Consider the following 26,667-nt stretch of genomic DNA (forward strand, 5'->3'; position numbering starts at 1 on the left):
TATAAAGAATGCCGTCACCAATGTCGCAAACGCCAATTGCTGTGTCTGACATGCCCAAGGTGATTAACCGGGCACACCGATATTCGCCATTTCTGCGCCGGGCTATAGACAATCTTCCCGATATTTCTGCATTGCTGGCAGATGGTGATATTCAGGGTGCGATTGCGGCGTCTCACATATTGGGCAAAAGTGAGAGCATAGATATAGCATTGCGACAACAGCGCACTGCGCTCAGCCTGTCGCTGGCGATAGCTGACCTTTCCGGGCATATGTCGTTTTCGCAAGTGACGCAGCATTTATCGGACTTCGCCGATGGCGCCATCGATCAGGCGCTGCAGGATCTCTTCCGGCGGCGCTATGATTGCGAGCCGACGGGCTTTGCAGTGATTGCCCTTGGAAAGCTGGGGGCGCGGGAACTTAACTATTCCAGTGACATTGACCCGATCTTTTTGTTTGATCCGCAAACCATTCCGACGCGTGGGCGGGAAACGCCTGTTGATGCAGCGCAGCGTATTAGTCGCCAACTTATCGCGACATTAAGCGAACGGACGGCCTATAGCTATGTTTTCCGCGTTGACATGCGCTTGCGCCCTGCAGCGGAGGTAAGCCCTTTGGCGCTGCCTATTAGCGGCGCGATCAGCCATTATGAATCGCAGGCGCTTGCTTGGGAGCAAGCGGCGTTCATTCGGGCACGATTTAGCGGCGGCGATGCCAAGCTGGGGGCGTATTTTCTGGATGAGATACAGCCCTTTATCTGGCGGCGCAGTCTTGATTTTGGCACTATTGATGCGATTGCTGATTTGACGCGCCGTATCCGCGAACATTATGCCGAAGGGCAGGTTTTTAGCGCAGGCTATGACTTGAAGCGCGGTCGTGGCGGAATTAGAGAAGTTGAGTTTTTCGTACAGTCCCAGCAATTGGTTCATGGTGGGCGGAACCCTGAATTGCGACAAGGGACGACCTTATTGGCGCTTTCGGCACTTGCTGATCACGGTATTTTGCAGGCCAATACTGCGGATATTATGGCTGCAAATTACATAACCCTTCGCAATGCCGAGCACCGGTTGCAAATGGTCGATGACAGGCAGACCCATAGCTTGCCCAATCAGGAAGAATCGCTGGACAATGTAGCGCGTCTTGCTGGTTGGGATGATGGTCAGGAATTCTTGGATAGCCTTGCCCCTGTGGTGCAAAGTGTGGGCGAGCATTATGACCAATTGCTCGCCAATTATGGCGTGGGCAGTGCAGCGTCATCTGCGGACAATAAGGATGATAGCGGGCATGATATGCCGCAAATGCTGGCCGATAATGATGACCGCTTGACTATGCAACTGGCTGCTATGGGCTTTTATGAGACAGGCGCGATAGTACGCTTGATCAGCAGGTGGCGACATGGCGGTGTGCGCGCACTGCGCAATCCGGCCAGTTTACGGGCATTTGAAAATACTATCGGGTCTTTGCTTGGGCATATTGCAGAAAATGGCGGCGATTTGGTCAGCATCAATCGTTTGGATGGTTTGCTGCAAAAGCTGCCCAGTGTCCTCAACATGTTTTACTTGCTGGAAGCACGGCCGAATTTAAGACGCAAACTGGCTATTGTCCTCACCCACGCACCGGCTTTGGCCAGGGCATTGTCACAACGGGCGGATTTACTCGATGCGCTTGTTGATAATCGCGCTCTGGGAGGGTTGACCGGGCGCGAAGAGATAGTGGCCGATTTGCGCGGCGCTGTGCAAGATATAGCGATGGAGGCATTGCTCGATCATGTCCGACTGGTCGTGGCGGAACACCGCTTTGTGCTGGGCATGAAATTGATAGAGCAACGCCGCGATCCGCTTTTGGTAGCACGCGATTATAGCCAGTTGGCCGAAGCAGCCATTGAAGTGATTGCCGAGGCTGTGACCAGAGATTTTGTTACCAAATATGGCTATATTGAGGGTGGCGAACTGTTGATCTTGGGCTTGGGCCGGCTTGGCGGCGAAGCTCTAACTCATGCTTCTGATCTGGATTTGATCTTTCTCTTCACCGGCGATCATGATGCCGTTTCCAACGGTCCCAAAAGCATCGGCGCCACCCAATATTTCAACCGGCTGGCGCAGCGTATTGTTGCTGCTCTTTCAGTGCCTACTGCCAATGGCGCATTATATGATGTCGATACACGGCTCAGACCATCTGGAAATCAGGGGCTTTTGGCCGTCTCCATAGAGAGCTTCCTGCAATATCAAAAAGACACGGCGTGGACATGGGAACATATGGCGCTATGCCGTGCGCGGCCGGTTTATGGATCATCACAATCGCGTGATGCCTTGTCTACGCAGATTACCGGTTTTTTGATGCATGTTGGTGCAAATATTGATGCTGGTGACAGCATAGCGGAACGCGCATTAGCCATGCGTGCAGACATTGCCATGGCCAAGCCGCCGAGCAGCTATTGGGATGCCAAGCTGGCAAAGGGCGGATTGGTTGATCTGGAGTTTTGCGTGCATGTATTGCAGCTAACCCATCAAAAGGGCCTTTCGGGAAACCTCTCAGAAGCGATCGACATTTTAATAGCGGCCAGGCTCTTGCCTGAAGCCTTTGCCGATGCGCATGATTTTCTGACGCGCTTGCTTATTATTTTGCGGCTGGTGGAAGATCATGACAAGCTAGAGCTTGCCTCAACACAAGCATTGGTCGCAAAGATTTGCGGAGAGAATAGCTGGATTGATTTGCAAAAGCGATATGAGCAGGTGCGCACCATTGTATGTGCAGAGCGACAAAGGTTATTAGGCGCTATTCCCCAACTCGATTCGCCCTCATGAGGGGCATTTTCGACACGCATTTTCAGGAGTTTGAAATATGACAGACATTGCCATTGGTGATACGCTTCCCGATATAGCCATGACGGCCGTAGATGGTTCTGAACTGCGACCTGCCGATTATGCCGGTTCGCCATGGGTTCTGTATTTTTACCCCAAAGACGATACGCCGGGCTGTACGAAAGAAGCACAGGCGTTCAGTGCCAATAAAGCAGAATTTGATGCTTTGGGTGTCAAGATATTGGGCGTTTCAAAAGATCCGCCAAAAAAGCACCAGAAGTTTATCGATAAATATGATCTGACTATCGACCTTGCATCCGATGAAGAGACAGCCATGGCGGAGGCTATCGGCGTTTGGGTTGAGAAAAATATGTATGGCCGCAAATATATGGGGCTGGAACGCTCGACATTTCTTATCGATGCGGCTGGTAAGGTTGCGCATATATGGCGCAAGGTAAAAGTGAAAGAGCATGAACAGGCTGTTTTACAGGCGGCCAAAGAGCTGGTTGGCTAAAGCGGTTGCCGCAATCATCACCTTCTGACCAATCGATCGATACAGTTGCAGGGGCGTGCCATATGGTATTGTCCAGTGCAGAGCCTGCTGCCAAGATAATGGCGGCGCGCTGGGCGGCGCGGCAATGGCGCTTAGGCCGTTTGGCGCATATATTTGATGTGGCGATGCCGGAACGCCCGGCACGCCCCGATAAACCGGAATTGCTGCCCCCCAATAAAATGCCGCGGCGTGGCAAAGGCGATTCTGTAAAAGCCCGCAGCAATCTCTTGCACGCGCTGGCCCATATTGAATTTTCCGCCATTGATCTGGCTTTTGACCTGATTGGCCGGTTTGGCGCGCAGTTCCCCGCACAATTTGTCAGTGATTGGATGCGCGTTGGTGCTGATGAGGCGATGCACTTTGCGATATTGGATAGGCGGCTAAAACAATTGGGCAGCTATTATGGGGATATGCCAGCGCATGATGGCCTGTGGGAAGCCGCGCATGATACGCGTCATGATGCCTTGGCGCGTCTGGCTGTTGTCCCTATGGTGTTAGAGGCACGCGGTCTTGATATTACACCCGCCACAGTGACGCGCTTTGAAAGCCAGAATGATATGGCGTCGGCACGTATTTTGAACAGAATTTATCACGATGAGATAAAACATGTTGGTTATGGCACCCATTGGTTTCGGCATGGCTGTCAAGAACAAAGTTTTGCTGCGGTGCAGCATTGGCAAATGCTTGTAAAACGGCATTTTCGTGGCGGTTTGAAAGCACCATTTAACGACTCGGCGCGTGCGACAGCCGGTTTAACCCAAGATTATTACGCGGCGCTTGCTACCTGAAGAGATATGATTTTACATAGGCTCATCAAAAGAATCGCAAAAGTTTAGCGGTGATTGCGTCATAATATTTTACGCATTTGCCCTTAGCGAATATAAAATGGGTGGGCGCGTGCAAGAATATATGATCAAGTTTCTATCGAAGACTTTGACGCGGCTGTCTGGCTTTCTTGCAATCTCATCACTTGGCTTGGCTGCTCCTGCCATGGCGACCACAGCAGCACCTTTACCTGCTAATGAAGACGCGCCAGCGGTTGCTGCCTCTGCAACTACAGATATTGTTGAGCGGGTATTGCCATCAACAGATGAAGAAGCTGCCACGGCCATCGGCATTCCTGACAGTGAATTTCGCAATTTGTTTGCAACGTGGCAATCGCATGACGAAACGCAAAATGGTCTTGTATCCATTCCATCGCGCATGCCGGTAGATAATGTCGTTATCACTAGCCGGTTTGGCTATCGCACAGACCCATTTAAAGGTCGCCGCAAAAACCACAAAGGTATTGATATTGCTGGCCCCATTGGCACACCTATTTATGCGACTGCTGACGGTATTGTTGGCCGCGCGCAATGGCTGGGTGGCTATGGTCGCTATGTTGAGATTGAACATGGCGGCAATATTCAGACCCGTTATGGTCATATGTCCCGGCTGAATGTGGCGCCTAATCAGCGTGTCCGTCGCGGTGATTTGATCGGCTTTATGGGTTCAACCGGTCGCTCAACCGGCAGCCATTTGCATTATGAAGTGCGTATCAATGGTGACGCGGTTAATCCTGCGCCATTCATGGAATCCACCGCCTATCTGGTGGCATTGGAAGAGCGGATAAATAACGCGCAGCAAGTTGCCGTTGGTGGACCAAGCGAATAATCGCAATTTTTTGAGCGGCGGGCTTCTGGCCGCTAATTTCATTTCCTGCATTGTGCCATGGTCCGCAATTTGGCCGGATAAATAGCCATGTCAAAAATCTTCGCTTGATTTAATCGATCAATTAAACAATCCTGCGCGTCAATAAAGATAAGGGTATCACACCCATGCTCAGGAGAGATTGATGCACCCTAGTGTTCATGCACAGGCCAATGGTAATAAACCAGCGGTTATAATGGCCGATAGCGGCGAAACTATCAGCTATGCGCAACTTGATCGCCGATCCAATCGCGTCGCCCATCTATTTCGCAAAAATGGCCTGAAGACCGGAGATACAATTGCTATTTGTATGGAAAACCAGGCCCATTATTTTGATGTTGTTTGGGGCGCACAGCGGTCCGGCCTTATATATGTGGCGATTTCAAACCGGCTGACTGCGCCGGAAATCGCTTATATTCTGGAGGATAGCGGCGCCCAGATGTTGGTGACATCTGTTGCGATGAACCATCTGCTTTCAGAAGTGAAACAATTGGTGCCCAATGTTGAACAATTGGTGTTCGGAGCGGAGGGCGAAAATGAAGCCGATTCACTTTTCCGCACCATGGCAGATACGCCTATCGCTGATGAACGAGCAGGCACAGATATGCTATACTCATCTGGCACGACCGGGCGGCCAAAAGGTATTCGCCTGCCGCTGCCTGAAGATGGCGATATTGCTGCGACAAATGCATTGGTTATGCTGGCGGTCGGCGCATTTGGTTTGAGCAGTGAGAGTATTTACCTCTCACCGGCACCGCTTTACCATGCTGCGCCGCTGCGCTGGTGCCAGACAGTTCACCGTTTGGGCGGCACGGTCATCGTGATGGAAAAATTTGACCCAGAAACGGCATTGCAGACCATTGAAAAATATCATGTGACGGATAGCCAATGGGTGCCGACACATTTTGTGCGCATGTTAAAACTGCCCCAAGATGTCCGTGGCAGATATGATGTGTCGAGCCTGAAATGTGCTGTCCATGCCGCTGCGCCTTGTCCAGTGCCGATCAAGGAAGCGATGATTGACTGGTGGGGGCCTGTGCTGCGCGAATATTATGCCGGTACAGAAGGCAATGGCTTTACCTTCATTTCCAGCGAAGACTGGATGGAGCATAAAGGTTCGGTCGGCAAAGCATTGCTGGGCACGATCCGCATTTGCGATGATAATGGTGATGAGGTGCCGGTTGGCACAGAGGGTCAGATATTTTTTGAAGGCGGCGGCGCATTTGAATATCATAATGATCCTGAGAAAACCCAAGGAGCCGCTAACAAGCATGGCTGGACCTCTTTGGGAGATGTTGGCCGGGTTGATGAAGACGGCTTCTTATATTTGACCGACCGGAAAAGTTTTATGATTATTTCCGGCGGCGTGAATATCTATCCGCAAGAGATAGAGAATTTGCTGGTCACGCATCCTAAAGTTGCTGATGCCGCCGTTATTGGCGCGCCAGACCCTGATTTGGGTGAGAAAGTGGTGGCGGTTGTGCAGCCGCTCGACCTGACACATGCGGGTGATGCGTTGGGCGATGAACTGCGCGAATTTCTGAGCGCGGACTTGTCGCGTGTAAAAATGCCCAAGCAGATAGATTTTCGCGAAGAACTGCCCCGTCATGCGACAGGTAAGCTGTATAAACGTCTGCTACGCGATGAATATTGGGGCAAGGCGGATAGCAAGATTGTATGAAGGAGATGCCGGATCCTGAATGGCATATTCGTCCGGAATCCGCGTCCGATCAGCAGGTAATTTATGATCTGACCAAAAGGGCCTTTGCGCCCATGCCCTTTGCCGCAGGTAATGAACAGGATCTGGTAAACGCTTTGCGTGCACATGGTGCGCTGGAGATTTCGCTGGTTGCTGAGCATGAAGAGAATGTTGTCGGCCATATCGCTTTTTCGCCTGCTGTTTCTGAGCAAGACACAGGGCAATATTATGCTCTGGGGCCGGTCTGTGCTGAACCCGATATGCAAAGATGCGGCATTGGCAGTGCGCTCATACACTATGGTCTAAATATGCTGCGCCAGCGCGGCGCTGCGGGCTGTGTTCTTGTGGGCAGTCTTGATTATTATCCGCGCTTTGGTTTCGAGCCTGCGCCGGACAATTGCCCAGAGGGTGAACCGGCGGAATATTATCAGCTATTGTGTTTCGCAGCCGATACGCCTCAGGGCATTATCGGTTTCCACCCCCTATTTCATGAAGGGTAGAAAGAAAATGAGCAACTTTGATAAACCGCAGGCCGCGCCAGATATTGCGGCGCGCATTGTTGATCCAGCAAGCTATGCTGAATGGAACGGTCTGCTGAATGATTTCGACACGCTGCGCACCAGCACGCCTGTCGCCTGGATTGATAATGGCGATATGCATGAACCATTTTGGCTGGTCACGCGGCATGAAGATGTGATGCGCATCAGCAAGGACAATGCGGGTTTCCTAAACAACCCCAAATCGGTGGTTTATGGTGTTACAGCGGGCGATGCTCTGGTCAAAGCTATCACTGGCGGCAGCCCTCATCTGGTTGAATCATTGGTCACCTTTGATGGCCCGACGCATATGAAATATCGCAAGCTGACGCAAAGCTGGTTCATGCCGAAAAACCTGAAAATGTTAGAGGATGAAATTACCGCTCTGGCATCGGCAACTGCTGATCGGCTGGTTTCTGCGGCACAGGCCTCTGATGATGGTGTGGTTGATTTTGTGCCGCTTGTATCCTCGCCCTATCCGCTGCATGTCATTATGCAGATTTTGGGTGTGCCAGAGGAAGATGAGCAGCGCATGCTGTTCCTGACGCAGCAAATGTTTGGCGGTCAGGACGAAGATTTGAACAAAACCGGCCTAGCTGATATGACTCCGGAACAGATCACCCAATTGGTTGCCGGTGCTGTTGCTGATTTTGAAGCATATTTCGCCAAGATAACCGAAGAAAAGCGCGCAAACCCGACGGAAGATGTCGCCAGTGTTATTGCCAATGCTGTGGTGGATGGGGCACCGCTCGATGACCGGGCTATGGCAGGATATTATATCATTGTTGCCAGTGCGGGGCATGACACGACATCGGCATCAACCGCTGGCGCCATGATGGCATTGGCGCAAGATCCCGACCAGTTTGCGCGGATAAAAGCGGACCGTTCGCTTTTGCCTGGCTTGATAGAGGAGGCGATCCGTTGGGTTAGCGCAGTACAGCACTTTATGCGCACCGCCGCGCAAGATGTACAACTGGGCGATGCGCATATCAAAAAAGATGATTGGCTGATGCTGTCCTATGTCGCGGCCAACCATGATGATGCCGTATTTGACGATCCGCGTGCATTTGATGCCACGCGCACGCCCAATCGGCATATGGCCTTCGGCGCAGGAGCGCACCAATGCCTTGGCCTGCATCTGGCACGGCTGGAAATGCGCATATTGTTCGATGCTTTGCTCGACAGAGTGGAAGGGCTTGAACTGGCTGGTGAGCCGCAGCGAGCTAAATCTACTTTTGTTGGCGGACTGAAAACATTGCCGCTGCGCATTGCAACGTGATAATGTGATACACAGATAACAATAAACACCCTTAGGAGACAGAAAATGACCACCGCTTATAAAGTCCTTATTGACGGGCAGATGATTGATACACCCAATATGCTGGACGTTGTAAACCCCGCAAATGAGGAGGTGATTGGCCGCGTTCCCTCTTGCGGTGAAGATGAACTGAACACAGCAGTTGCGGCGGCGCGCCGAGCGTTCAAAACATGGTCCAAAACCCCGATTGACGACCGCCGTAAAGTTGTACAGGCCATTTCGGGAGCTATTAAAGATAATGCGGACGAATTGTTCCGTTTGCTTACGGCTGAACAGGGCAAGCCCCATGCGCAAGCACAACAGGAAATTGGCGGCGCGGCGGCCATGTCGGCGGCACAATCAACACTGACATTGGAAGATGAGATTAACGAAGATAGCGACACCCGCCTGTCGCGCACGCGCCGTGTACCGGTGGGTGTGGTTGGCGGCATTGTGCCGTGGAACTTCCCCGTGATGATGGCGGTGCAGAAAATCGCACCAGCTTTAATCTCTGGCTGTACCATCGTGCTGAAGCCTTCACCCTTCACGCCGCTGACCACTTTGCGTTTGGCCGAGCTGATTAAAGATGTCGTGCCCGCAGGTGTGGTCAATATCATTACCGGCGAAGATAGCCTTGGCCCGCTTATCACAAGCCATCCTGATATTGATAAAATCACCTTCACTGGCTCGACCGAAACGGGCAAGAAAATCATGGAAGGCGCATCAAAAGACCTGAAGCGCATCACATTGGAGCTGGGCGGCAATGACGCCTCTATCGTATTGCCGGATGCCGATGTTGAAAAAGTGGCTGAACAGCTTTTCTGGTCTAGCTTTACCAATGCAGGGCAAGTCTGCATTGCCGCGAAACGCATCTATATCCATGAAGATATTTATGATGATCTGTCCGCAGCGATTGCCGAATATGCCCGTCATGTAAAAGTTGGCGACGGGGCGCAACAGGGCACAGCTGTCGGCCCGATCCAGAACAAAAAGCAATATGAGCGGGTGCTGGAGCTGATTCAGGACGCCAAAGATAATGGCCATAAATTCCTGGTTGGCGGTGATACTGACCCAACGGGCACGGGCTATTATGTGCCGATCACAATTTTGGACAATCCGCCCGAAGATGCGCGCATTGTGGCGGAAGAGCAATTTGGCCCGGTGATGCCATTGATGAAGTTTGCAACGGTGGACGAAGCGATTTCACGCGCCAATGCATCGGAATATGGTCTGGCCGGCGCAGTGTGGACAGCCGATACCGATAAGGGTGTTGAGGTTGCCGAACAGATGGAAACCGGCACAGTATGGGTGAATGAATTTATGCACCTCTCCCCATTTGCGCCTTTTGGCGGTCATAAACAATCCGGCTTTGGCGCGGAATATGGCAAAGAGGGTTTGCTGGAATTTACCTATCCGCAAGTGATTACGGTAAAGCGCTAGGCAGCGTAATTTCCCGCACCTAACACATATTGAAGATTAAAAGGGGGAGAGGGCTTACGACTCGCTCCCCTTTTTGCTGTATCTCCGTGTGGCCTTTTAAGGTAGAAATATGGTTGCTGAAAAGTGACCAAATTGTGCCGCCCCACCTTCCCCATTGACCATGCTCCTGCCACAGTTTAATCAAGCGATTAAATAGTGTTTTATAGGAGAGAATTTATGGCTCATGCTTATATTGTTGATGCAGTACGGACTGCTGGTGGACGACGCGGGGGCCGGTTGGCCGGGGTTCACCCAGTGGATTTGGGCGCTGCAGTGTTTGACGCCATTGCTGCGCGCAATGATTTTGACACCAGCAAGATTGATGATGTGATCACCGGCTGTGTTATGCAGGGCGGGGAGCAGACAATGGATGTTGGCCGTAATGCGGTATTAGCGTCTAATCTGCCCAATTCCATTCCTGCGGTGACGATTGACCGGCAATGCGGTTCATCGCAACAATCCATCCAATTTGCAGCGCAGGCAGTGATGTCTGGCACGCAGGATATTGTTCTGGCCAGTGGTATTGAGAGCATGACCCGCGTGCCCATGGGGTCAACGGCGGCGCTATTTATGAAGCAAGGTCTGGGCAATTATAAGTCGGAGCGTTTGGAAAAGGAATTCCCCGGTATCATGTTCAGCCAGTTTGATGGCGCGGAAATGATTGTTGAAAAGCACGGCCAGACCAAAGATGATCTGGATGCCTATGCTTTGGAAAGCCATATGCGGGCCAAGGCCGCGACTGAAAGCGGCGCGTTCGACAATGAGATTGTACCAGTGACCATCGAAACGCCAGAAGGTGAAGAAACGCATAAGGTTGATGAGGGCATTCGCTTTGATGCAACGCTGGAAGGCATTGCAGGGGTGAAAACCATCCGTGAAGGCGGCTATATCTCGGCAGCCAATGCCAGCCAGATTTGCGATGGCGCAAGCGCTGTTCTGGTGGTGAGTGAGCAGGCTTTGAAAGACCATGGTCTGACCCCGCGTGCGCGTATTCATAATTTGACGGTTACCGGCGGTGATCCGGTTATCATGCTGGAAGAGCCATTGTTCGCGACCGATCGCGCGCTGGACCGTGCGGGCATGAAAATTGATGATATTGATCTGTATGAAGTGAATGAAGCGTTTGCCCCTGTGCCACTGGCATGGCTTAAGCACACGGGCGGCGACCATGCCAAATTGAACGTGAATGGCGGCGCAATTTCGCTGGGCCACCCGCTTGGCGCATCAGGCACCAAATTGATGGCAACCTTGCTCAACGGTCTGGAAGCACGCGGCGGCAAATATGGTTTGCAAACCATGTGTGAAGGCGGCGGTCAGGCCAATGTCACCATCATTGAGCGTTTGGGCTAATTCGGCCTTTAATTCGTCATGCTGAACTTGTTTCAGCATCTTTATCATCTCGGCTTTGACCTAGAAAGATCCTGAAACAAGTTCAGGATGACGATAATTTAAGAAAGACAAAACCATGGAACTGAACGATAAAATCTCCGCAGTGATCACTGGCGGTGCATCTGGCTTGGGTGCGGCAACCGCGCGTGTTCTGGCAGGCAAAGGCGTAAAGGTTGCGCTGTTTGACCTGAATGAAGAAAAGGGCGAAGCGCTGGCCAGTGAGCTGGGCGGCACATTCTGCAAAGTGAATGTGACCGAAGATGACAGTGTTGATGCTGGTTTTGCAAAGGCGCGTGCGGCCCATGGTCAGGAGCGGATTTTGGTCAATTGTGCAGGTATCGGTAATGCGATCAAAACCGCTAGCCGTTCCAAGGAAGATGGCTCAATCAAACATTTTCCAATGGATGCTTTCAACTTTGTCATTCAGGTTAATTTGGTCGGCACCTTTCGTTGTATTGCTAAATCAGCAGCAGGTATGTTGACGCTTGATCCGTTGGCATGCGGTGATCGCGGCGCCATGGTGAACACGGCCTCCGTCGCGGCAGAAGATGGCCAAATCGGTCAGGCAGCCTATTCCGCATCAAAAGGCGGCGTTGTGGGTATGACCCTGCCCATTGCGCGTGATCTTAGCCGCGAAGGGATCAGGGTAAATACGATCCTGCCCGGTATTTTCGATACGCCTTTGCTGGCCGGTGCGCCGCAACCGGTGCGCGATGCTTTGGGCGCGATGGTGCCGCATCCGCCGCGTCTGGGCGTACCGCATGAATATGCAAAACTTGCGCTGTGCATGATCGAAACCGGATATTTCAACGGTGAAGATGTCCGCCTTGATGGCGGCATCAGAATGGCACCACGTTAAACAAGGCGGACATTAAAGGCCTTACACGTTGGGCCGAGTTCCAAAACAGGGGGTAATGATGGCAGATTATACGCAAATTCTCTACGCGGTGAAGGATGGCATCGCCACTATTACCCTGAATCGGCCTGAAAAGATGAATGCCTATACCGGCACCATGCAGCAGGAAATGTGCGCGGCCTTTGATGCTGCGGATGACGATGATGATGTTCGCGCGATCATTGTAACGGGTAGTGGAGACAGAGCCTTTTGTGCTGGTGCCGATCTTACGCCAGATGATGATCGGCAAGTCTTTGCCAGTGGTGACGATATAACCGATCTGTCTGACAGCCGCGTGCGCGATGGCGGGGGCAGGCTGACCTTGCGGATTTTTCAATGTAAGAAACCGGTTATCGCGGCGGTCAATGGTGCTGCGGTAGGCGTTGGCGCGACAATGCAGCTGCCCATGGATTTTAGGCTGGCCAGCACCAATGCCCGTTTCGGCTTTGTCTTTGCGCGGCGCGGTATTGTGCCCGAAGCGGCATCGAGCTGGTTTTTGCCGCGTCTTGTGGGTATGCAGCAAGCAATGGAATGGTGCATGACAGGGCGCGTGTTCAAGGCGGACGAGGCTTTAGCAGGTGGGTTGGTGCGTTCGGTGCATGCACCAGAGGATTTGCTGCCTGCTGCAACAGCGTTGGCCCGTGAAATCGCCGATAATACGGCGCCCGTCTCCATCGCGCTTACCCGCGCCATGCTGTGGCGCAATTCTGCGACCGAACATCCGATGATGGCGCACCGGGTGGACAGCCGCGCTATCTTCACACGCGCGAGAGCGGGCGATGCAAAAGAGGGTATTGCCAGCTTTTTGGAAAAGCGTGCGCCTATCTATCCCGATAAGGTGTCGACAGATATGCCTGACTTCTTCCCTTGGTGGGAAGAACCGGACTATCAATAAAGGCCATGAGTGAGCAGATGATAAAATCGACCCAGGCCGGCAATGACGATAAAGCCGATAACGGCAATGCCCGCGACCAATTGCTGTCTGCCACGCGCGAGATTATGCGCGATGGTGACACGATTGATATATCGCTAAGTGAATTGTCTTTGCGTGCAGGGTTAAACAGTGCGTTGGTGAAATATTATTTCGGCAACAAACAGGGCCTGATGCTTGCCCTGCTGGATAGCGATATGCGCCGTATTTTGGCCAGCGTCGATGCGTTGCTGGCCAAAGACATGGCGCCGGACGTGAAGCTACGCAAACATATACGTGCGGCGATACAGACATATTATGATTGCCCTTATCTCAATCGTCTTTTGATGCGTTTGGTGCGCGATGCCGCGCCGCAAGACGCAGCAAAAATTGCCGATGATTATCTGCGCCCATTGTCACAAGCCTATGACAAGCTGATTGACGAAGGTGTCTCACAAGGGATTTTCCGCAAAACAGACCCGCAGCTTTTTTACTTCATGGTGACAGGTACTGCTGACCGCTTCTTTTCGGCAAGGCTGGTTTTGCGCCATTGCTTTGATCAGGAAACGGTTACCCCGGAGATGCGCGATTCCTATGCTGATCAGGTCGAAGACATCATGATGCGCGGTATTTTGGTGTAGGTTCGTTCTGATATTGCAACAATAGCCCTAAACTTAGCTTTTGGTCTGTCGTTTAGAGCTATGTGCACAATACAATGCCCCCAAGCGACCATCAGGCCCTTTGCTATAAGTTGGCGGAGCACCGCAGCGCATTGAAAGACGCCATGGCGGCAGGGGCAAGCGCTAAGGTTACTGAATGCCGGCGCGCCATGTTTGCTTATCTGGCTAAGCTGGATCCCACGGCTTTTGACCTGCATGACAGCGGCATCTCAAGAATGCGCAGGGAAATCATTTCTATCCTGGCTGAGGCTGACCAATATTTGGGTTATGAAAAGGAAAAAATGCGCCTAAAAAACCTGCATAGGCCAGATAACCAATTGGCATGCCGAAATGCTGGTGAAACATTCATGCCCGCAAAACTAACCAGCAATTTGATTCAAACCACCAAAAGACTGCGCGCTATACGCAAGAAGATGGTGAAGCACCGTATTTTGGTTGGCGGTTAGTCGCAATCTTAAGCCGCATTATGACGGGTTTAGGTTTTACTTTGCCCGCGTCCAATATTGGCTCTGGCAAAAAAATGCGATGCATCCTTCAACCTTCAACTTGCCATTTTTTAGCAATGTTAGAATAGAGCGATATTGCTTGCCATTGCGTGGGTCATAAATCTTGCCACGCCATTTTTTTCCGTCCGGCGTAAACTGGGTCAAGATGGGTAAACCGACAATTGAACGGCTGCGTAATTTGGGGTTGGGGTTGTTGACATCTCTGAGATTGGCATCTGGTGTAGTAACCAGTATTTTGGAGATACGGCCGCATACGGTCTTGCCGCATTGGGATATTGTAATGACGGAATCACCTTCTGTTGTGATCCATTTGCCAGTTACTGGCGCAGGTGCAGCATGTGCCGGCGTTGCACTGACTATGGCGGTTGCCATTACCAAAAACTTTAAGCTGTTGTGCATCAAATATTCCCGTTGTTTTTGCCAAACTTTCCTCATCTGTTATAGCATATATTATGAATGAGAAATGGCCGAATATGGGTTCCTACCCCGTAATTAGGCCGTCGCTGTTCAATAATTACATTTCGGGGATGCAACAATGGTAAAATTTTCTTTCGCGCCGTCTTTCATGACAGTTTTTACGGTGGCTTTGGCAGCCCCGCTCATCGCCAGCCCTGCAATGGCAAAAACAATCAATGTCACGGCAGAAGATGGAGCGCAGGAGCGGCTTCAGGAAGCGTTGATCCTTGCTGAGACAGGCGATGAGATTATTTTGGGCAAAGGCAAGTTTGTGCTGAGTGACGGCTTGTCGCTAGATGTTGATGGTGTCACCGTGCGCGGAGCTGGCCCAGATGCAACCGTATTGGATTTTACCGGCCAGCAAGGCAGTGGTGAAGGGCTATTGGTGACATCGGATAATGTGATGCTGCGTGATTTTGCGCTGATCAATACAAAGGGCGATGGCATTAAGTCGAAAGGTGCCGATAATATTGTCTATTATAATCTGCGCGTTGAATGGACGGGCGGACCAAAGACCAGCAACGGCGCTTATGGCATCTATCCGGTAGAATCCGAAAATGTGCTGGTTGATAAGGCTGTTGTTATCGGCGCATCAGATGCGGGTATTTATGTTGGTCAGTCACGCAATATTATCGTGCGCAATAGTACGGCATTATTTAATGTCGCCGGTATTGAGATTGAGAATAGCTTTGATGCGGATGTGCATAGCAATATCGCCATGCACAATACGGGCGGCATATTGGTGTTTGATCTGCCCAATTTGCCACAACAAGGCGGTCATAATGTCCGGGTTTTCTCCAATCGTGTCACTGATAATGACACACCCAATTTCGCGCCGGCCGGCAATATTGTTGCCAGTGTACCGATGGGCAGCGGTGTGATGGTTATCGCCAATCGCGATGTAGAGATTTTCGGTAATGTGTTTGATAATAACAGCTCTGCCAATGTGATTGTGGTTGGCTATCAGCAGAAATTTGATGATCCCAATTATCAGCCGGTTGCTCGCAATGTGCGGGTCGACCAGAACAAACATGGCAAAGCGGGATATGCTCCGGCCTTTCCCGGCGGTACGCAATTGGCCGCAGCATTGGGCGGCGCGGTTCCGCCGATCATTTGGGATGGTGTAGAGGGCGAGGCCGCCAATGTGAATTCTTCCGACCCAGTGCCATTTCTGTCGCTTGGACTGACGACATCATCACAGCCTATTAACGAGGCACAGCCTGCCATAGTGGCAGCATCGAAGGTTACTCTTAACTTGCCTGCCATCATCATGCCTGAAGCTATGGAAGCTAAAATTCGCTAATGGCGCGCAATTCTGTGATCACAAAATCGCTTATCCGTACCGTTATGTTGGCGTCTTTGGTTATGATGGCGCTGCCGGCTTTGTCTGGCGGCGATAATATGGATGCGGCCCAACCGCCAGCAGCCAATAACCAAAGCGTCAATGAAGAGGCGATCTTAAATGGTGGCTATGTGCGTAACCTGTCAGAATTTGGGCTGTTTGCTGATCTCACAGCATTAGAGCCAGCCAATAATGTCCACCCATATGCTTTGAACGCGGCGCTTTTCTCTGACTATGCGCAGAAAAAGCGCCTAATCTATGTGCCTGTAGGCAGTGATGTCGGGGTTGATGACATTAATGCCGTAGTGCAGTTGCCGGTGGGCAGCGTATTGGTCAAAACATTTGGCTATCCTGATGCAGAAGGTGTTTTTAAGTCCGTGGAAACACGGCTTTTGCTGCACCGGCCAGAGGGCTGGGTTGCGCTGCCTTATATATGGAATGAAGACCGCAGCGATGCCAAGCTGGCCTTGGGTGGTCGGCGGATGATGGTGGACGCTACATTGCCTGATGGTAGTCGCCAACAAATCAGCTATGCCGTGCCCAATAAGAACCAGTGCAAAGGGTGCCATTCGCTTGACAACATCGTCACACCTATCGGTCCCAAATTGCGCAATCTTAATAATGGCGATGGGCCGGGGCAGATAGCGCGATTGCAAAAGGCTGGTGTTTTGCCGGACATATTACCTGACCACCCTGTGATGCCCGCCATTGATGCACAGGCGCCATTAGCAGATCGTGCGCGCGCCTATCTCGATATCAATTGCTCTCATTGCCATAATCGCAAGGGTCCAGCGAGCAATTCCGGCCTGTTTCTGACCTATCAGGAAGACAATGCTGTCGCGCTTGGTATTGGCAAACGCCCTGTTGCGGCTGGCCGTGGCAGCGGCGGCCGTGACTTTGCCATCGCGCCGGGTCATGCTGACCAGTCGATTATGCTTTATCGCATGGGCTCGATAGAGCCAGGCATCGCGATGCCGGAACTGGGCCGAAATGTTAATGATGAGGCTGGTTTGGCCTTGATAGGTGCATGGATTGACGCCATGGACAGCTCTGCCAAACCGGAATAACCCCTCCGCCCATCCGGGCCGATAATCAGCGAGAAATAATGATGAGCGAATGGACAATTGGTGTCATTGGTGGTTCGGGCCTTTATGCGATTGAAGGCCTTGACGATGTGCAGGAAATAGCGATTGAAAGCCCTTTTGGTGCGCCGTCCTCCTCTGTCATCATTGGCTATATCCATGGCGTAAAGTTCGTTTTTCTGCCGCGCCATGGTGCGGGGCACGCTATTCCGCCCAGCGAGGTGAATGCACGGGCAAATATTGATGTTTTGAAACGGGCTGGTTGCACGGATATTTTGGCCATTTCTGCCATTGGATCATTGCGGGAAGAATTGCCGCCGGGCAAATTTGTTATTGTCGACCAATTTATTGACCGCACACACCTGCGCCCGTCTAGCTTTTTTGGCACTGGAATGGTTGCACATGTCTCCATGGCTGACCCCGTATGTCCCAGATTGTCTCATTTGGCCGAGGCTGCATCACGCGAAGCAGGCGCAGCGACACATCGTGGCGGCACTTATCTTGCTATGGAAGGGCCGCAATTTTCATCACGCGCTGAAAGCCATATGTATCGCAATTGGGGCGCAGATGTCATCGGCATGACCGCTATGCCAGAGGCGAAGCTGGCACGTGAGGCAGAGCTGCCTTATGCACTGGTTGGCATGGTGACCGATTATGACTGTTGGCGTGAGGGCGAGGATGCCGTGGAAGTAGAAGCGGTTATTGCGCAAATGGGTGCTAATGCAGAAAAGGCGCGGCAATTGGTCATCAACCTTGCTAAAAATCTGCCGCAGAGCAGATCTGCATGTCCCATAGATAATTGCCTAGATTTCGCTCTTATTACCGCGCCAGAAGCCCGCGATCCACAAACATTGGCGAAGTTGGATGCCGTGGCAGGGCGTGTTCTGAGCAAATAGACAAAGGCCGCCGGTATAGACGCTTATATCAGCCTTGGGTGATGATGCTGTTGTTAGCGCTCAACGTGCTGCGCTGTTTGGCGGCATAAGCCAATATCACTACTGCCAGCAGAGCAGAGACAGTAGAACCGACAATCACGCCCAGTTTTAACTGTTCAATCAACAAGGGGTCTGAGAAAGCCAAGCCGCCAATGAACAGGCTCATGGTGAAGCCGACACCAGCAAGGCAAGACAATCCCAAAATCTGCATCCAGCTTAGCCCATCAGGTTTGTTCACCAGCCCGATACGTACAGCAAGCCATGATAAGCCAAAGATGCCGATAGGTTTGCCGATGACCAGACCAGCAATAATACCCAGGCTGAGATTCGAACTGATGCCATCCAATGTGTTTGCGCCGAAAACAAGCCCTGCATTTGCGAAAGCGAAAATTGGGAGCACCATGAAAGCGACCCATGGGTGCAGTGCGTGTTCAATGCGCTCCAAAGGCTCTTCCCCGCGCACATAGAGCGGGACCATGAAGCCAGTAATAACTGCAGCGATGGTTGCGTGCACACCGGATTTCAATATGCAGACCCATAGGATTGTGCCGAGAATGACATAGGGTGCAGTGCTGGCAACGCCTAAACGGTTTGCCAATATCAAGCCAACCAGCGGGATGAGTGCCACGCAGAGCGGTGTTAGCGCAATATTTTCGGTATAGAATAATGCGACAATCAATATGGCACCGATATCGTCAATGATGGCGATGGCAAGGAGCAATGTTTTGAGCATCATCGGCGCGCGGCTGCCCATAAGCGCCAATATGCCCAAAGCGAAAGCGATATCTGTCGCGGCGGGGACAGCCCAACCATTGATTGTGGCACTATTGCCAAGGTTAAGACCGACAAACAGCAATGCGGGTATAACCATGCCACCAATCGCCGCAACTAGCGGGAAAAGGGCGGCTTGTTTATCGCGAAACTGCCCAACCATCACTTCGCGCTTGACCTCTAAGGCGATCAGAAAAAAGAACAGCGCCATCAGGCCATCATTGATCCATAGTAATGCAGTTTTATCGATGGAAAAGTCGCCCAATATCATGACGATGCGTAAGTTGAGCAGATCTTGATAGCCAGCAGAGAGCGATGTGTTGGCGATGATAAGCGCCATGATGGCAGCCGCGATCAAGATAAGACCAGCGGCGCTTTCCTTATTGATAAAATCCTTCAGGAAGAACTCTTCGGCTTCATCATTATAACCGGCCACAGTTTTCTCTCCATCTGCTTACTACAGCCATAATAGAAAATAATGGTGCGGAACAGACGACTTTGGGAGTGCATAGGGGATATCGCAGCTCCGCACCAGTTGAATGCACCGGGAAAGGGATAATCGGTGCAAGGGAAGGTAATCTCTTTGTTGAGAGTGATATGGTGATATTGTCTCATTTAGTCGAATATAAAAAAATCAGTTTTGCGATAGAAAAAAACAATCGACTTGCTCATTTCTTATGCTGCTTATCCATGGCGGCAAAATCGATAATGATGGTGAACGCTGAGCGTTTCAAAAAATGGCATGATCGCGCAGATCAACCTGCTTTGTGCCGGATATCACATGCTGATAATGTTCAAACAAATGGTCGCTGCCATAGGATGGTGTTGCCTCGGCATCATAGCATTGGGCTTTATCGTCCCATAACAGCATAGACTGGGTAGCATAATAACGACCGATTTTTGCCAGCTCGGCTTTCTCCGCTGCTGCCGGAAATATTAATCCGGCAAGACGGAGCAGAGCAATCAGGCCGTTCAAAAACCATAAGGGAATATGGCGTATTTTTGGATCATTGCCGGTAAATGTAAACAACGCTTCTGCTTGATCCAGTGGTGTGATGGGTGGGCCAGGGCCGCCAATGGGCAAAATCTGATTGTGCTTTTGCTCGTCATCAAGGCAATCAACCAGGAAATGTGCCAGATCGCGGTCACTTATCGGCTTGCACGATGTCAGTTTGCCATCACCAAATACCAGAAAGGGCTTGCCCGCTTTCACTCTGGCAACCTGTCCGGAAAGCGATTTGAAAAATGCCGTTGGCCGCACGATAGAATAAGCCAGACCGGAATCGGCTAACCGGCTTTCAAAGAGCAGCTTTGCCTTTTGAAAAGCCAATTGGGGACGCTGCACACAAATAGCGGATAAGAGAATAAACTGTGCAATTCCCATGGCCTTTGCGCTGTCTAAAATAAGCGTTTGCGCTTCAAGGTCGATTTTTTGTGCATCAGCAGGGGTTCCTGTCCGGGAGGCAAGGCAGGAGATAATTGCTACTGGTTGATGGGTTTTCATACAATCATTGCGCTGCTGCGCATCAAAAATATCCAGATGGGCGGTTTCGCAATTCTCTACGTCAAGTAACATATTGGGATTATGGGCAGAGTCGGAATGGGCAGGCCGCATTATCGCAATGGCCTTATATCCGCGCTGCGACAATGCCTGCACAACAGCGCGGCCAATTGTCCCAGATGCGCCGAAGACCATGATATTTTTCATCTTTGCTTTCCGTCAAACAGCTGCAAGGCGCGCTTTGAACAGCAAGGTCACAGAATTGCTGTGATACTGCAACGGGAAAAGCCAGCTTGCAGGGTTGAAAGACAGTATTTCTGGAATGTGCAATCGGCAATTCTTAAATGCGGCGGATACAAACGCATATTTGTACGTTCTTTGCACATCATAATTGCGGCAAGCAGCCTATGCGAACCGCGCCCTTGATGAAATGCGCCAAATTGGCGGATGGCATAGATCATATTATCTACAACACGCTCATGGCCAGCAAACGGCCATTTGGTCAGTGCGCAAATAGCTGCGTATTTGATAAGGAATTATAACAGTGAATATGGAAACCAGACCCCCGGCGATCATTCCAGATGCGACAGCTTTTGAGACTGTTCATGTCAAATGGGTCAAGCATTGGAATGACGGGCTTTTCAGTTTTGCAGTGTCCCGCCCGCGCAGTTTCCGTTTTCGCTCAGGCGAATTTGTGATGTTGGGTATGCCGGTTGATGGCAAGCCTTTGGTGCGGGCATATTCTATTGCCAGCCCATCATATTCTGACGAACTGGAATTTCTGTCCATCAAGGTTGATGATGGCCCGCTTACTTCTCGTTTGCAGAAAATTCGCACTGACGACCAGCTTTATCTTGGCCGTAAACCGACCGGCACATTGGTTTCTGATGCGCTGTTGCCGGGCAAGCGACTTTTCATGCTGTCTACAGGAACAGGCTTGGCCCCGTTTCTGAGCATCATGCGTGACCCCGATATTTATGAGCGCTTTGAGCAGGCAATTGTGGTGCACAGTGTGCGCCGCGTTAGTGATTTGGCCTATTATGACGAGATGACGGCGCAATTGGCAGGCGATCCGTTGGTACAGGACGAGGCATTGCTGCAATTCCATTATATCCCAACAGTAACACGCGAAGATTTCCGTACTAATCAGCGTATTGATAAGCTGATAGACAATGGCAGTCTGTTTGCAGATCCCGTTCGAGGCCCCACCACATTCGACCCAGAGACTGACCGCATCATGATGTGCGGTAGTATGGACATGATTAAGCAATTCTCTGCATATTTTGATGATTTGGGTTTTGCCGAAGGCTCCAACGCGAAGCCAGGCGGCTATGTCATAGAACGTGCCTTTGTCGGCTAATAATCATGCATATTTACATTTGCCAATAACCAGAATGTACAAGGTATTCTGGACTTTTGGGTAAACTTGTGCTTCAAAATTTTCATATTAGCCAATATATTGGGGCTTATAGAGAATATTGGAGCAAGCCATGGATGTTTTAGACGATATATTAGATACCCTTGATCTCAAGGGCGCATTGTATTTTCGGACCGACTTTTCCCCACCATGGTCGGTTCAGGTTCCCGTTCTGACAGGCGCTGCACGTTTCCATTTGGTTGTACAAGGCAAGTGCTGTGTTGAATTGCCCGATAATCAACATGTGACCTTGCACGCAGGAGATTTAATCTTAATCCCCAATGGTCAAACCCATAGCCTATCTGATGCGCCTGTTACGCAGCCGCCATCATTGGAAAAAGTATTGCAAGACAATGGCTATGATGGCCAAGGCGTATTGGTGATTGGGGAAGGTGATCCAGATGCCAGTACACGCATGATATGCGGCCACTTCTCTTTCCGTAATAGAGCAGATCATGCCATATTACGGCATATGCAGGATTATATTCTGATTACATCTGCGATACGTGCCGAAAATCCTTGGCTGGATGATATATTGCGCTTGGTTAGTCGTCAGACACTCTCAAAAACAAGCGGGCTGAACAGTTCGATTCGCCGGTTATCCGAGGCTATGTTTATTGAGTTGATAAGGATAGCGATCGAGAATGAAGATCAGCGATATAATGGTCTGTCATTAAAAGGATTTCACGACCCCTATATTAGCCGGGCCTTGGCTTTAATGCATCAGGATCCGGCCAATACATGGTCGGTCAATTCTCTTGCTAAAGAAGTAGGTATGTCGCGCAGCAGTTTTGCCGATCGCTTTGCGCAAACGATGGGGCAGGGGCCGATGTCATATCTATCAGACTGGCGTTTGCAAAAAGCATTGTCTTTATTGGAAGGTAACAAACTTAGCATCAAACAGGTGGCTGCAAAAACTGGCTATCATTCCGGTGCAGCATTTACGCGGGCTTTCGCAGGAAAATTTGGTGACCCGCCCAGTGCACATAGACGCGCAGTGCGCTGAATCTACATATCGTCCATGGGTTTTGACGTAACGTCCTAATCTAGCGTGCTAATCTTGTTATTTTGCGTAGCAGGAGTAACTCGGACTTATCGATTATCAAGCACCATAAAGGAGCGCTAAACATGTGATGATGATCTGGTCTGCCATAATCCACTGCTGTGATAATCGGTGATGATGACCAGAACCCTGTCCCCCCCACTCATCGCATAATGTTGGCGCTCCTTACCTTTTGAATAGGAATATGAATATGTTGAAAAAAGTCACATTAACTGCAGCTATAGCTTTGACGACACTTACCGCAGGCGCAGCGCTAGCTGCTGACGAATATAATGTATCATCAGGTTTGACAGCAGCAAGCGCACCTTTGGCATTGCACGGTGTTGATGTCGTTGCTTTTATCGGCACAGGCAACCGTATCGAAGGTTCTGCGAAGTTTACCGCTGTGCATGACGGCGTGGCATATTATTTCTCAAGCCAGAAAAACCTCGATACTTTTTCTGCCTCTCCAGCCAAATTCCTCCCGCAAAATGGCGGTTTCTGCACCTTTGGTGTATCCGTTGGCAAGAAGTTTGATGGTGACCCACGCTGGGCCGATGTTCGTGACGGCAAACTATATGTCTTTTTGAGCGAAGATATCTTCAACGCCTATCAAAAAGACCCTGCTGGCACGATTGCCAAAGCAGAGGCGCAATGGAAAGCGATCCGCAGCACCGAAGCGACCAAATTGTAAACCATATCTGGCCCGGAGGACATATCTTCCGGGTCAAATATTGGCACTGCAAATTTTATCCCTAAACATTGGAAGCATATATTATGGAAACAGTCATTTATTATCTCGCTCTTAGCGGTCTACTCACTATTCTGCTTTGGACACCCTATATTCTGGCGCGGGTCTTTGTTTGGGGGATACCAACATTTCTACACAATTACCCAGAAGGCTTTCCGGCCCAAGAGCCTGAGGCGCCACTATGGGCACAACGTGCAAAACGTGCTCACCTCAATATGGTGGAAACCATGCCAGCATTTATCGCAGTGACTGTTGCTGCATTGTCGCTAGGTGATCCAGTGAACATGGCGCAAATTGGCACTTGGGCACAGATTTTCTTCTTTGCACGGCTCGCTCATGCCGTTGTTTATATTGCTGGCATTCCTGGCTTGCGGACCCCAATTTACTTGGTTTCTTGGGCAGCAGTTCTGGCGATTGGCTTCATGACCATCATGTAAATTTTTTGCATATACCTTCTCCATGAAGGGGTTCACTATCTGTCTTTCGCTACTGGTGATGCGGATATGTGGACCCCGTTTGGTTTAGGACTATGCCTTAATCGTTAGGTGGCTTGGTAGCTGCAGTCTTTAATTGCCGGTCTATAGCCTGTGCGGCCATGACAACAGTGCGCAATGCGCCAGCAAAAAACTCTTTGGGTAAAGTGTCAAATGTATCGCCCGGCTGGTGATAATATTTGTGATCTTCAACCCCGAAATAGATAAATGGTATCCCTTCATTGTGGAAGGGGCCATGATCGGACAGCAAAGTCCAGTCATCCGCGCCCTGTTCCGGTCGATCATGCCCTAGTTTGACATTTATCGGAGCGTCCTGCGCCAATGTTGTGAGCAATGGCAGCAATTGCGGATTGTGATAGCTGCCTGAGGCATAAAGTGCATCTTGCTCATACCCTGCTATCATATCCAGATTAATGTTGAAGGCGATATCACTGCCGATGAATGCACGTTGTTTGACAAAAGTTTTGGCACCAAAAAGGCCCGGTTCTTCCGCATCTAAAAAGGCGATAATCACATCATTTTCGGGCATTTCTGCCAAAAATTGATCGGCAATGGCAAAGGCACCTGCAACACCCGTGGCATTGTCACTTGCGCCATTATATGTCTCACCATCAATGATGCCGACATGATCATAATGCGCAGTAATAACCATGGCTGAAGCCGAATTCTTGCCGTTGATACGCGCCAGCAAATTGATGCCGTTCTTCACTTCACCTTGGCTATTGAGAAAGGTAAAACCCTGCTCGGAAACCGTGAGGCCGCGCCGACGAAGCTGCTCCACCAAAAATATACGCGCCTTGGCGGCTCCCTCTTCACCAGCCAGACGGCCCTGCATATCGTCGGCAGATAATATCTCCGTAATTCGGACCGGCGTTAAAATATCTGTAGGCTGGGCTGTATTGCTTCCACCAGCTTGAAGCGGTGCATCAGCGATACAGGCACTCACAGGCAGCAAGGCCATGGCTGATAATAAAATGGTAAAACGCATAGTGCATTCCCTATTCTACTTCCGAGGGCAGGGAAATAAAGAAATGGCGCGCTAGGAAGTGCGACATCGAACCCACAAGGATCGCAAGGCCGACCGGCCGCCGGGCGGTAGCCCGCCCCTCGGAGATATGAGCGCAGCGAATTATCGCGAGAGAGAAAAATGGTGCGCCCGGCAGGACTCGAACCTGCTGCCTCAAGATTAGAAGTCTCGCGCTCTATCCAGATGAGCTACGGGCGCTAAGTGCATTTCGCATTTTGGCTCATAGCCATATTTGCATCGCGCGCCAACTGCGATATTGCATATCCATGCCTGATAATGATTCCGCTACGCCTGAGCGTGTTTTGACGCGCAGTGACGGCCTTGATCTGTCGACCCACCAATTCCGCTATTATGACTTTGTTATGGCGGCTTTTGTGGCCATTTTGCTGTTATCCAATATCATTGGTGCGGCAAAGCTGACCTATTGGGAGATTGATGGCGAGCAATGGGTGTATGGCGCGGGCATTTTGTTCTTCCCGCTGGGCTATGTCATTGGTGATGTTCTGACAGAGATTTATGGTTATGCGCGGGCGCGGCGGGTTATTTGGGCTGGCTTTGGCGCCATGCTGTTCATGGCGTTTATGAGCTGGGTCGTGGTGTCACTGCCGCCGGCAGATGTGTGGGACGGGCAAGCCGCCTATGAGAGCGTTTTTGGGCAAGTTCCACGTATCGTATTTGCCTCTATCGTCGCATTCTGGGCCGGTGAATTCGTCAATTCCTATGTCATGGCACGCATGAAGATATGGACACAGGGGAAAGCCTTGTGGAGCCGCACCATCGGCTCGACCATTGTCGGGCAGGGCGTGGACAGCATGATCTTTTACCCTCTGGCTTTTTGGGGCGTGTGGGATAGCACGGCTGTATTGACCGTGATGGTGACCAATTGGGGGCTGAAAGTATTGTGGGAAGCACTGTTGACGCCCGTCACTTATGTGGTGGTTGGCCGTTTAAAAAAGGCGGAAGGTATTGATGTCTATGATGATAATACCAGTTTCACGCCGTTCAAAACGGACCTGAAGTGAACTGGTTCTGGTCGGCGACCACGCTGGGCCCATTTCAACAGGGTAAGCAATTGCTGGAGGACAGTCTGGGCTTTGATAAACAGGCCCTGCACATTCTGGTCGGCTTCATGGTGTTCTTTTTGGTCCTGTTAGTCTTTCGCCGAAAGATATGGTTGGCGTTGTTGGCGGTGACTGTGGCAGCGCTGATGGGTGAAGTGCTGGATATTTATGAGCTGATTGCGATCCGCAATTGGGGTTGGGAGGATATTTTCTGGCCTTGGCATTATCGCGACTTGATTGACACAATGGCAGGCCCGATCATCATGGCAATGACGATCAAAATGTGGGGTGGCCATCATGCTGAGCCGCTAACGCCTGAGCGCTAGGCTAAAGAACATAGGCGATTGCACGCGTCAT

Annotated in this window: 26 protein-coding genes and 1 tRNA gene; 22 read left to right on the forward strand and 5 right to left on the reverse strand. The window is 50.9% G+C overall.

The features are described from left to right. Positions 1-8 precede the first annotated feature (8 nt). From glnE to ACR9YC_RS03085, 13 genes are all read left to right on the forward strand, one after another. Positions 9-2,801: a bifunctional [glutamate--ammonia ligase]-adenylyl-L-tyrosine phosphorylase/[glutamate--ammonia-ligase] adenylyltransferase gene (gene glnE / locus ACR9YC_RS03025; RefSeq protein ID WP_438729654.1), complete on the forward strand. Its 2,793-nt coding sequence runs from the start codon at positions 9-11 to the stop codon at positions 2,799-2,801. A 37-nt stretch (positions 2,802-2,838) separates the two neighbouring features. Beyond that, on the forward strand, positions 2,839-3,312 hold the full coding sequence (gene bcp / locus ACR9YC_RS03030; protein ID WP_438729656.1) for a thioredoxin-dependent thiol peroxidase: 474 nt from the start codon (positions 2,839-2,841) through the stop codon (positions 3,310-3,312). 62 nt (positions 3,313-3,374) lie between these two features. Beyond that, a complete protein-coding gene (locus tag ACR9YC_RS03035) occupies positions 3,375-4,139 on the forward strand; it encodes a ferritin-like domain-containing protein (protein ID WP_438729659.1) in 765 nt (254 codons plus the stop codon). Between the two features lie 121 nt (positions 4,140-4,260). Next, positions 4,261-5,004 carry a M23 family metallopeptidase gene (locus ACR9YC_RS03040; protein ID WP_438729662.1) on the forward strand — a complete coding sequence of 248 codons (744 nt, stop codon included), beginning with the start codon at positions 4,261-4,263 and terminating at the stop codon, positions 5,002-5,004. 181 nt (positions 5,005-5,185) lie between these two features. Further along, entirely contained in the window at positions 5,186-6,721 is a 1,536-nt protein-coding gene (locus tag ACR9YC_RS03045) for an acyl-CoA synthetase (protein WP_438729665.1), read from the forward strand. Beyond that, positions 6,718-7,239 (forward strand): GNAT family N-acetyltransferase, encoded by a 522-nt coding sequence (locus ACR9YC_RS03050; RefSeq protein ID WP_438729668.1) that lies wholly within the window; start codon positions 6,718-6,720, stop codon positions 7,237-7,239. Before ACR9YC_RS03045 ends, ACR9YC_RS03050 begins: the two co-directional genes overlap by 4 nt. 7 nt (positions 7,240-7,246) lie before the next feature. Further along, complete coding sequence (locus ACR9YC_RS03055; protein ID WP_438729671.1) at positions 7,247-8,554, forward strand: cytochrome P450; 1,308 nt, start codon at positions 7,247-7,249, stop codon at positions 8,552-8,554. 45 nt (positions 8,555-8,599) lie between these two features. Further along, positions 8,600-10,012: an aldehyde dehydrogenase family protein gene (locus ACR9YC_RS03060; RefSeq protein WP_438729673.1), complete on the forward strand. Its 1,413-nt coding sequence runs from the start codon at positions 8,600-8,602 to the stop codon at positions 10,010-10,012. Positions 10,013-10,228: 216 nt separating this feature from the next. Continuing rightward, positions 10,229-11,401: an acetyl-CoA C-acetyltransferase gene (locus ACR9YC_RS03065; RefSeq protein ID WP_438729675.1), complete on the forward strand. Its 1,173-nt coding sequence runs from the start codon at positions 10,229-10,231 to the stop codon at positions 11,399-11,401. Between the two features lie 115 nt (positions 11,402-11,516). Further along, positions 11,517-12,299: an SDR family NAD(P)-dependent oxidoreductase gene (locus tag ACR9YC_RS03070; RefSeq protein ID WP_438729677.1), complete on the forward strand. Its 783-nt coding sequence runs from the start codon at positions 11,517-11,519 to the stop codon at positions 12,297-12,299. A gap of 58 nt (positions 12,300-12,357) precedes the next feature. Further along, the gene (locus ACR9YC_RS03075; protein ID WP_438731567.1) at positions 12,358-13,230 is read left to right on the forward strand and encodes a crotonase/enoyl-CoA hydratase family protein; all 873 of its coding nucleotides are present in this window, start codon (positions 12,358-12,360) and stop codon (positions 13,228-13,230) included. A 17-nt stretch (positions 13,231-13,247) separates the two neighbouring features. Beyond that, on the forward strand, positions 13,248-13,886 hold the full coding sequence (locus ACR9YC_RS03080) for a TetR family transcriptional regulator (RefSeq protein WP_438729680.1): 639 nt from the start codon (positions 13,248-13,250) through the stop codon (positions 13,884-13,886). 74 nt (positions 13,887-13,960) lie between these two features. Then, a complete protein-coding gene (locus tag ACR9YC_RS03085) occupies positions 13,961-14,371 on the forward strand; it encodes a hypothetical protein (protein WP_438729683.1) in 411 nt (136 codons plus the stop codon). Between the two features lie 36 nt (positions 14,372-14,407). Here ACR9YC_RS03085 and ACR9YC_RS03090 read toward each other — a convergent pair whose 3' ends face one another. Further along, positions 14,408-14,830 (reverse strand): DUF2147 domain-containing protein, encoded by a 423-nt coding sequence (locus tag ACR9YC_RS03090; protein ID WP_438729686.1) that lies wholly within the window; start codon positions 14,828-14,830, stop codon positions 14,408-14,410. A gap of 136 nt (positions 14,831-14,966) precedes the next feature. Between ACR9YC_RS03090 and ACR9YC_RS03095 the strand changes: the two genes are divergently transcribed. The 3 genes from ACR9YC_RS03095 to ACR9YC_RS03105 are packed head-to-tail and all read left to right on the forward strand — an operon-like array spanning position 14,967 to position 18,207. Next, positions 14,967-16,190: a parallel beta-helix domain-containing protein gene (locus ACR9YC_RS03095; RefSeq protein ID WP_438729689.1), complete on the forward strand. Its 1,224-nt coding sequence runs from the start codon at positions 14,967-14,969 to the stop codon at positions 16,188-16,190. After that, the gene (locus tag ACR9YC_RS03100) at positions 16,190-17,296 is read left to right on the forward strand and encodes an SO2930 family diheme c-type cytochrome (protein ID WP_438729691.1); all 1,107 of its coding nucleotides are present in this window, start codon (positions 16,190-16,192) and stop codon (positions 17,294-17,296) included. The genes ACR9YC_RS03095 and ACR9YC_RS03100 overlap by 1 nt, the downstream gene beginning before the upstream one ends. Before the next feature lie 38 nt (positions 17,297-17,334). After that, positions 17,335-18,207 carry an S-methyl-5'-thioadenosine phosphorylase gene (locus ACR9YC_RS03105; protein WP_438729694.1) on the forward strand — a complete coding sequence of 291 codons (873 nt, stop codon included), beginning with the start codon at positions 17,335-17,337 and terminating at the stop codon, positions 18,205-18,207. A gap of 28 nt (positions 18,208-18,235) precedes the next feature. Here the strand turns inward: ACR9YC_RS03105 and nhaA are convergent, their stop codons facing one another. Beyond that, positions 18,236-19,453 carry a Na+/H+ antiporter NhaA gene (gene nhaA / locus ACR9YC_RS03110; protein WP_438729697.1) on the reverse strand — a complete coding sequence of 406 codons (1,218 nt, stop codon included), beginning with the start codon at positions 19,451-19,453 and terminating at the stop codon, positions 18,236-18,238. A gap of 294 nt (positions 19,454-19,747) precedes the next feature. After that, positions 19,748-20,725, reverse strand: a complete 978-nt coding sequence (locus tag ACR9YC_RS03115; protein WP_438729700.1) for an NAD(P)H-binding protein — start codon at positions 20,723-20,725, stop codon at positions 19,748-19,750. A gap of 343 nt (positions 20,726-21,068) precedes the next feature. Here ACR9YC_RS03115 and ACR9YC_RS03120 point away from each other — a divergent pair, with 343 nt between their 5' ends. The 4 genes from ACR9YC_RS03120 (at position 21,069) to ACR9YC_RS03135 (ending at position 24,165) form a co-directional block, all read left to right on the forward strand. Then, positions 21,069-21,878, forward strand: a complete 810-nt coding sequence (locus tag ACR9YC_RS03120) for a ferredoxin--NADP reductase (RefSeq protein WP_438729703.1) — start codon at positions 21,069-21,071, stop codon at positions 21,876-21,878. 130 nt (positions 21,879-22,008) lie between these two features. Next, entirely contained in the window at positions 22,009-22,941 is a 933-nt protein-coding gene (locus ACR9YC_RS03125) for a cupin domain-containing protein (protein WP_438729706.1), read from the forward strand. Between the two features lie 247 nt (positions 22,942-23,188). After that, positions 23,189-23,671 (forward strand): YHS domain-containing (seleno)protein, encoded by a 483-nt coding sequence (locus tag ACR9YC_RS03130; RefSeq protein WP_438729709.1) that lies wholly within the window; start codon positions 23,189-23,191, stop codon positions 23,669-23,671. Positions 23,672-23,754: 83 nt separating this feature from the next. After that, on the forward strand, positions 23,755-24,165 hold the full coding sequence (locus ACR9YC_RS03135) for an MAPEG family protein (RefSeq protein ID WP_438729712.1): 411 nt from the start codon (positions 23,755-23,757) through the stop codon (positions 24,163-24,165). A gap of 97 nt (positions 24,166-24,262) precedes the next feature. Here ACR9YC_RS03135 and ACR9YC_RS03140 read toward each other — a convergent pair whose 3' ends face one another. Beyond that, positions 24,263-25,210, reverse strand: coding sequence for a M28 family peptidase (locus tag ACR9YC_RS03140; protein ID WP_438729715.1), 948 nt, complete (start codon positions 25,208-25,210; stop codon positions 24,263-24,265). 160 nt (positions 25,211-25,370) lie between these two features. Further along, positions 25,371-25,447: transfer RNA gene (locus ACR9YC_RS03145), tRNA-Arg, on the reverse strand. 68 nt (positions 25,448-25,515) lie between these two features. On the opposite strand from ACR9YC_RS03145, the gene ACR9YC_RS03150 reads away from it, so the two are divergent. After that, entirely contained in the window at positions 25,516-26,271 is a 756-nt protein-coding gene (locus ACR9YC_RS03150) for a queuosine precursor transporter (protein ID WP_438729718.1), read from the forward strand. Beyond that, entirely contained in the window at positions 26,268-26,636 is a 369-nt protein-coding gene (locus tag ACR9YC_RS03155; protein WP_438729720.1) for a hypothetical protein, read from the forward strand. Before ACR9YC_RS03150 ends, ACR9YC_RS03155 begins: the two co-directional genes overlap by 4 nt. Positions 26,637-26,667 lie beyond the last annotated feature (31 nt).

The sequence above is a fragment of the Parasphingorhabdus sp. DH2-15 genome, from assembly GCF_051668705.1.
Taxonomy (GTDB): Bacteria; Pseudomonadota; Alphaproteobacteria; order Sphingomonadales; family Sphingomonadaceae; genus Alterisphingorhabdus.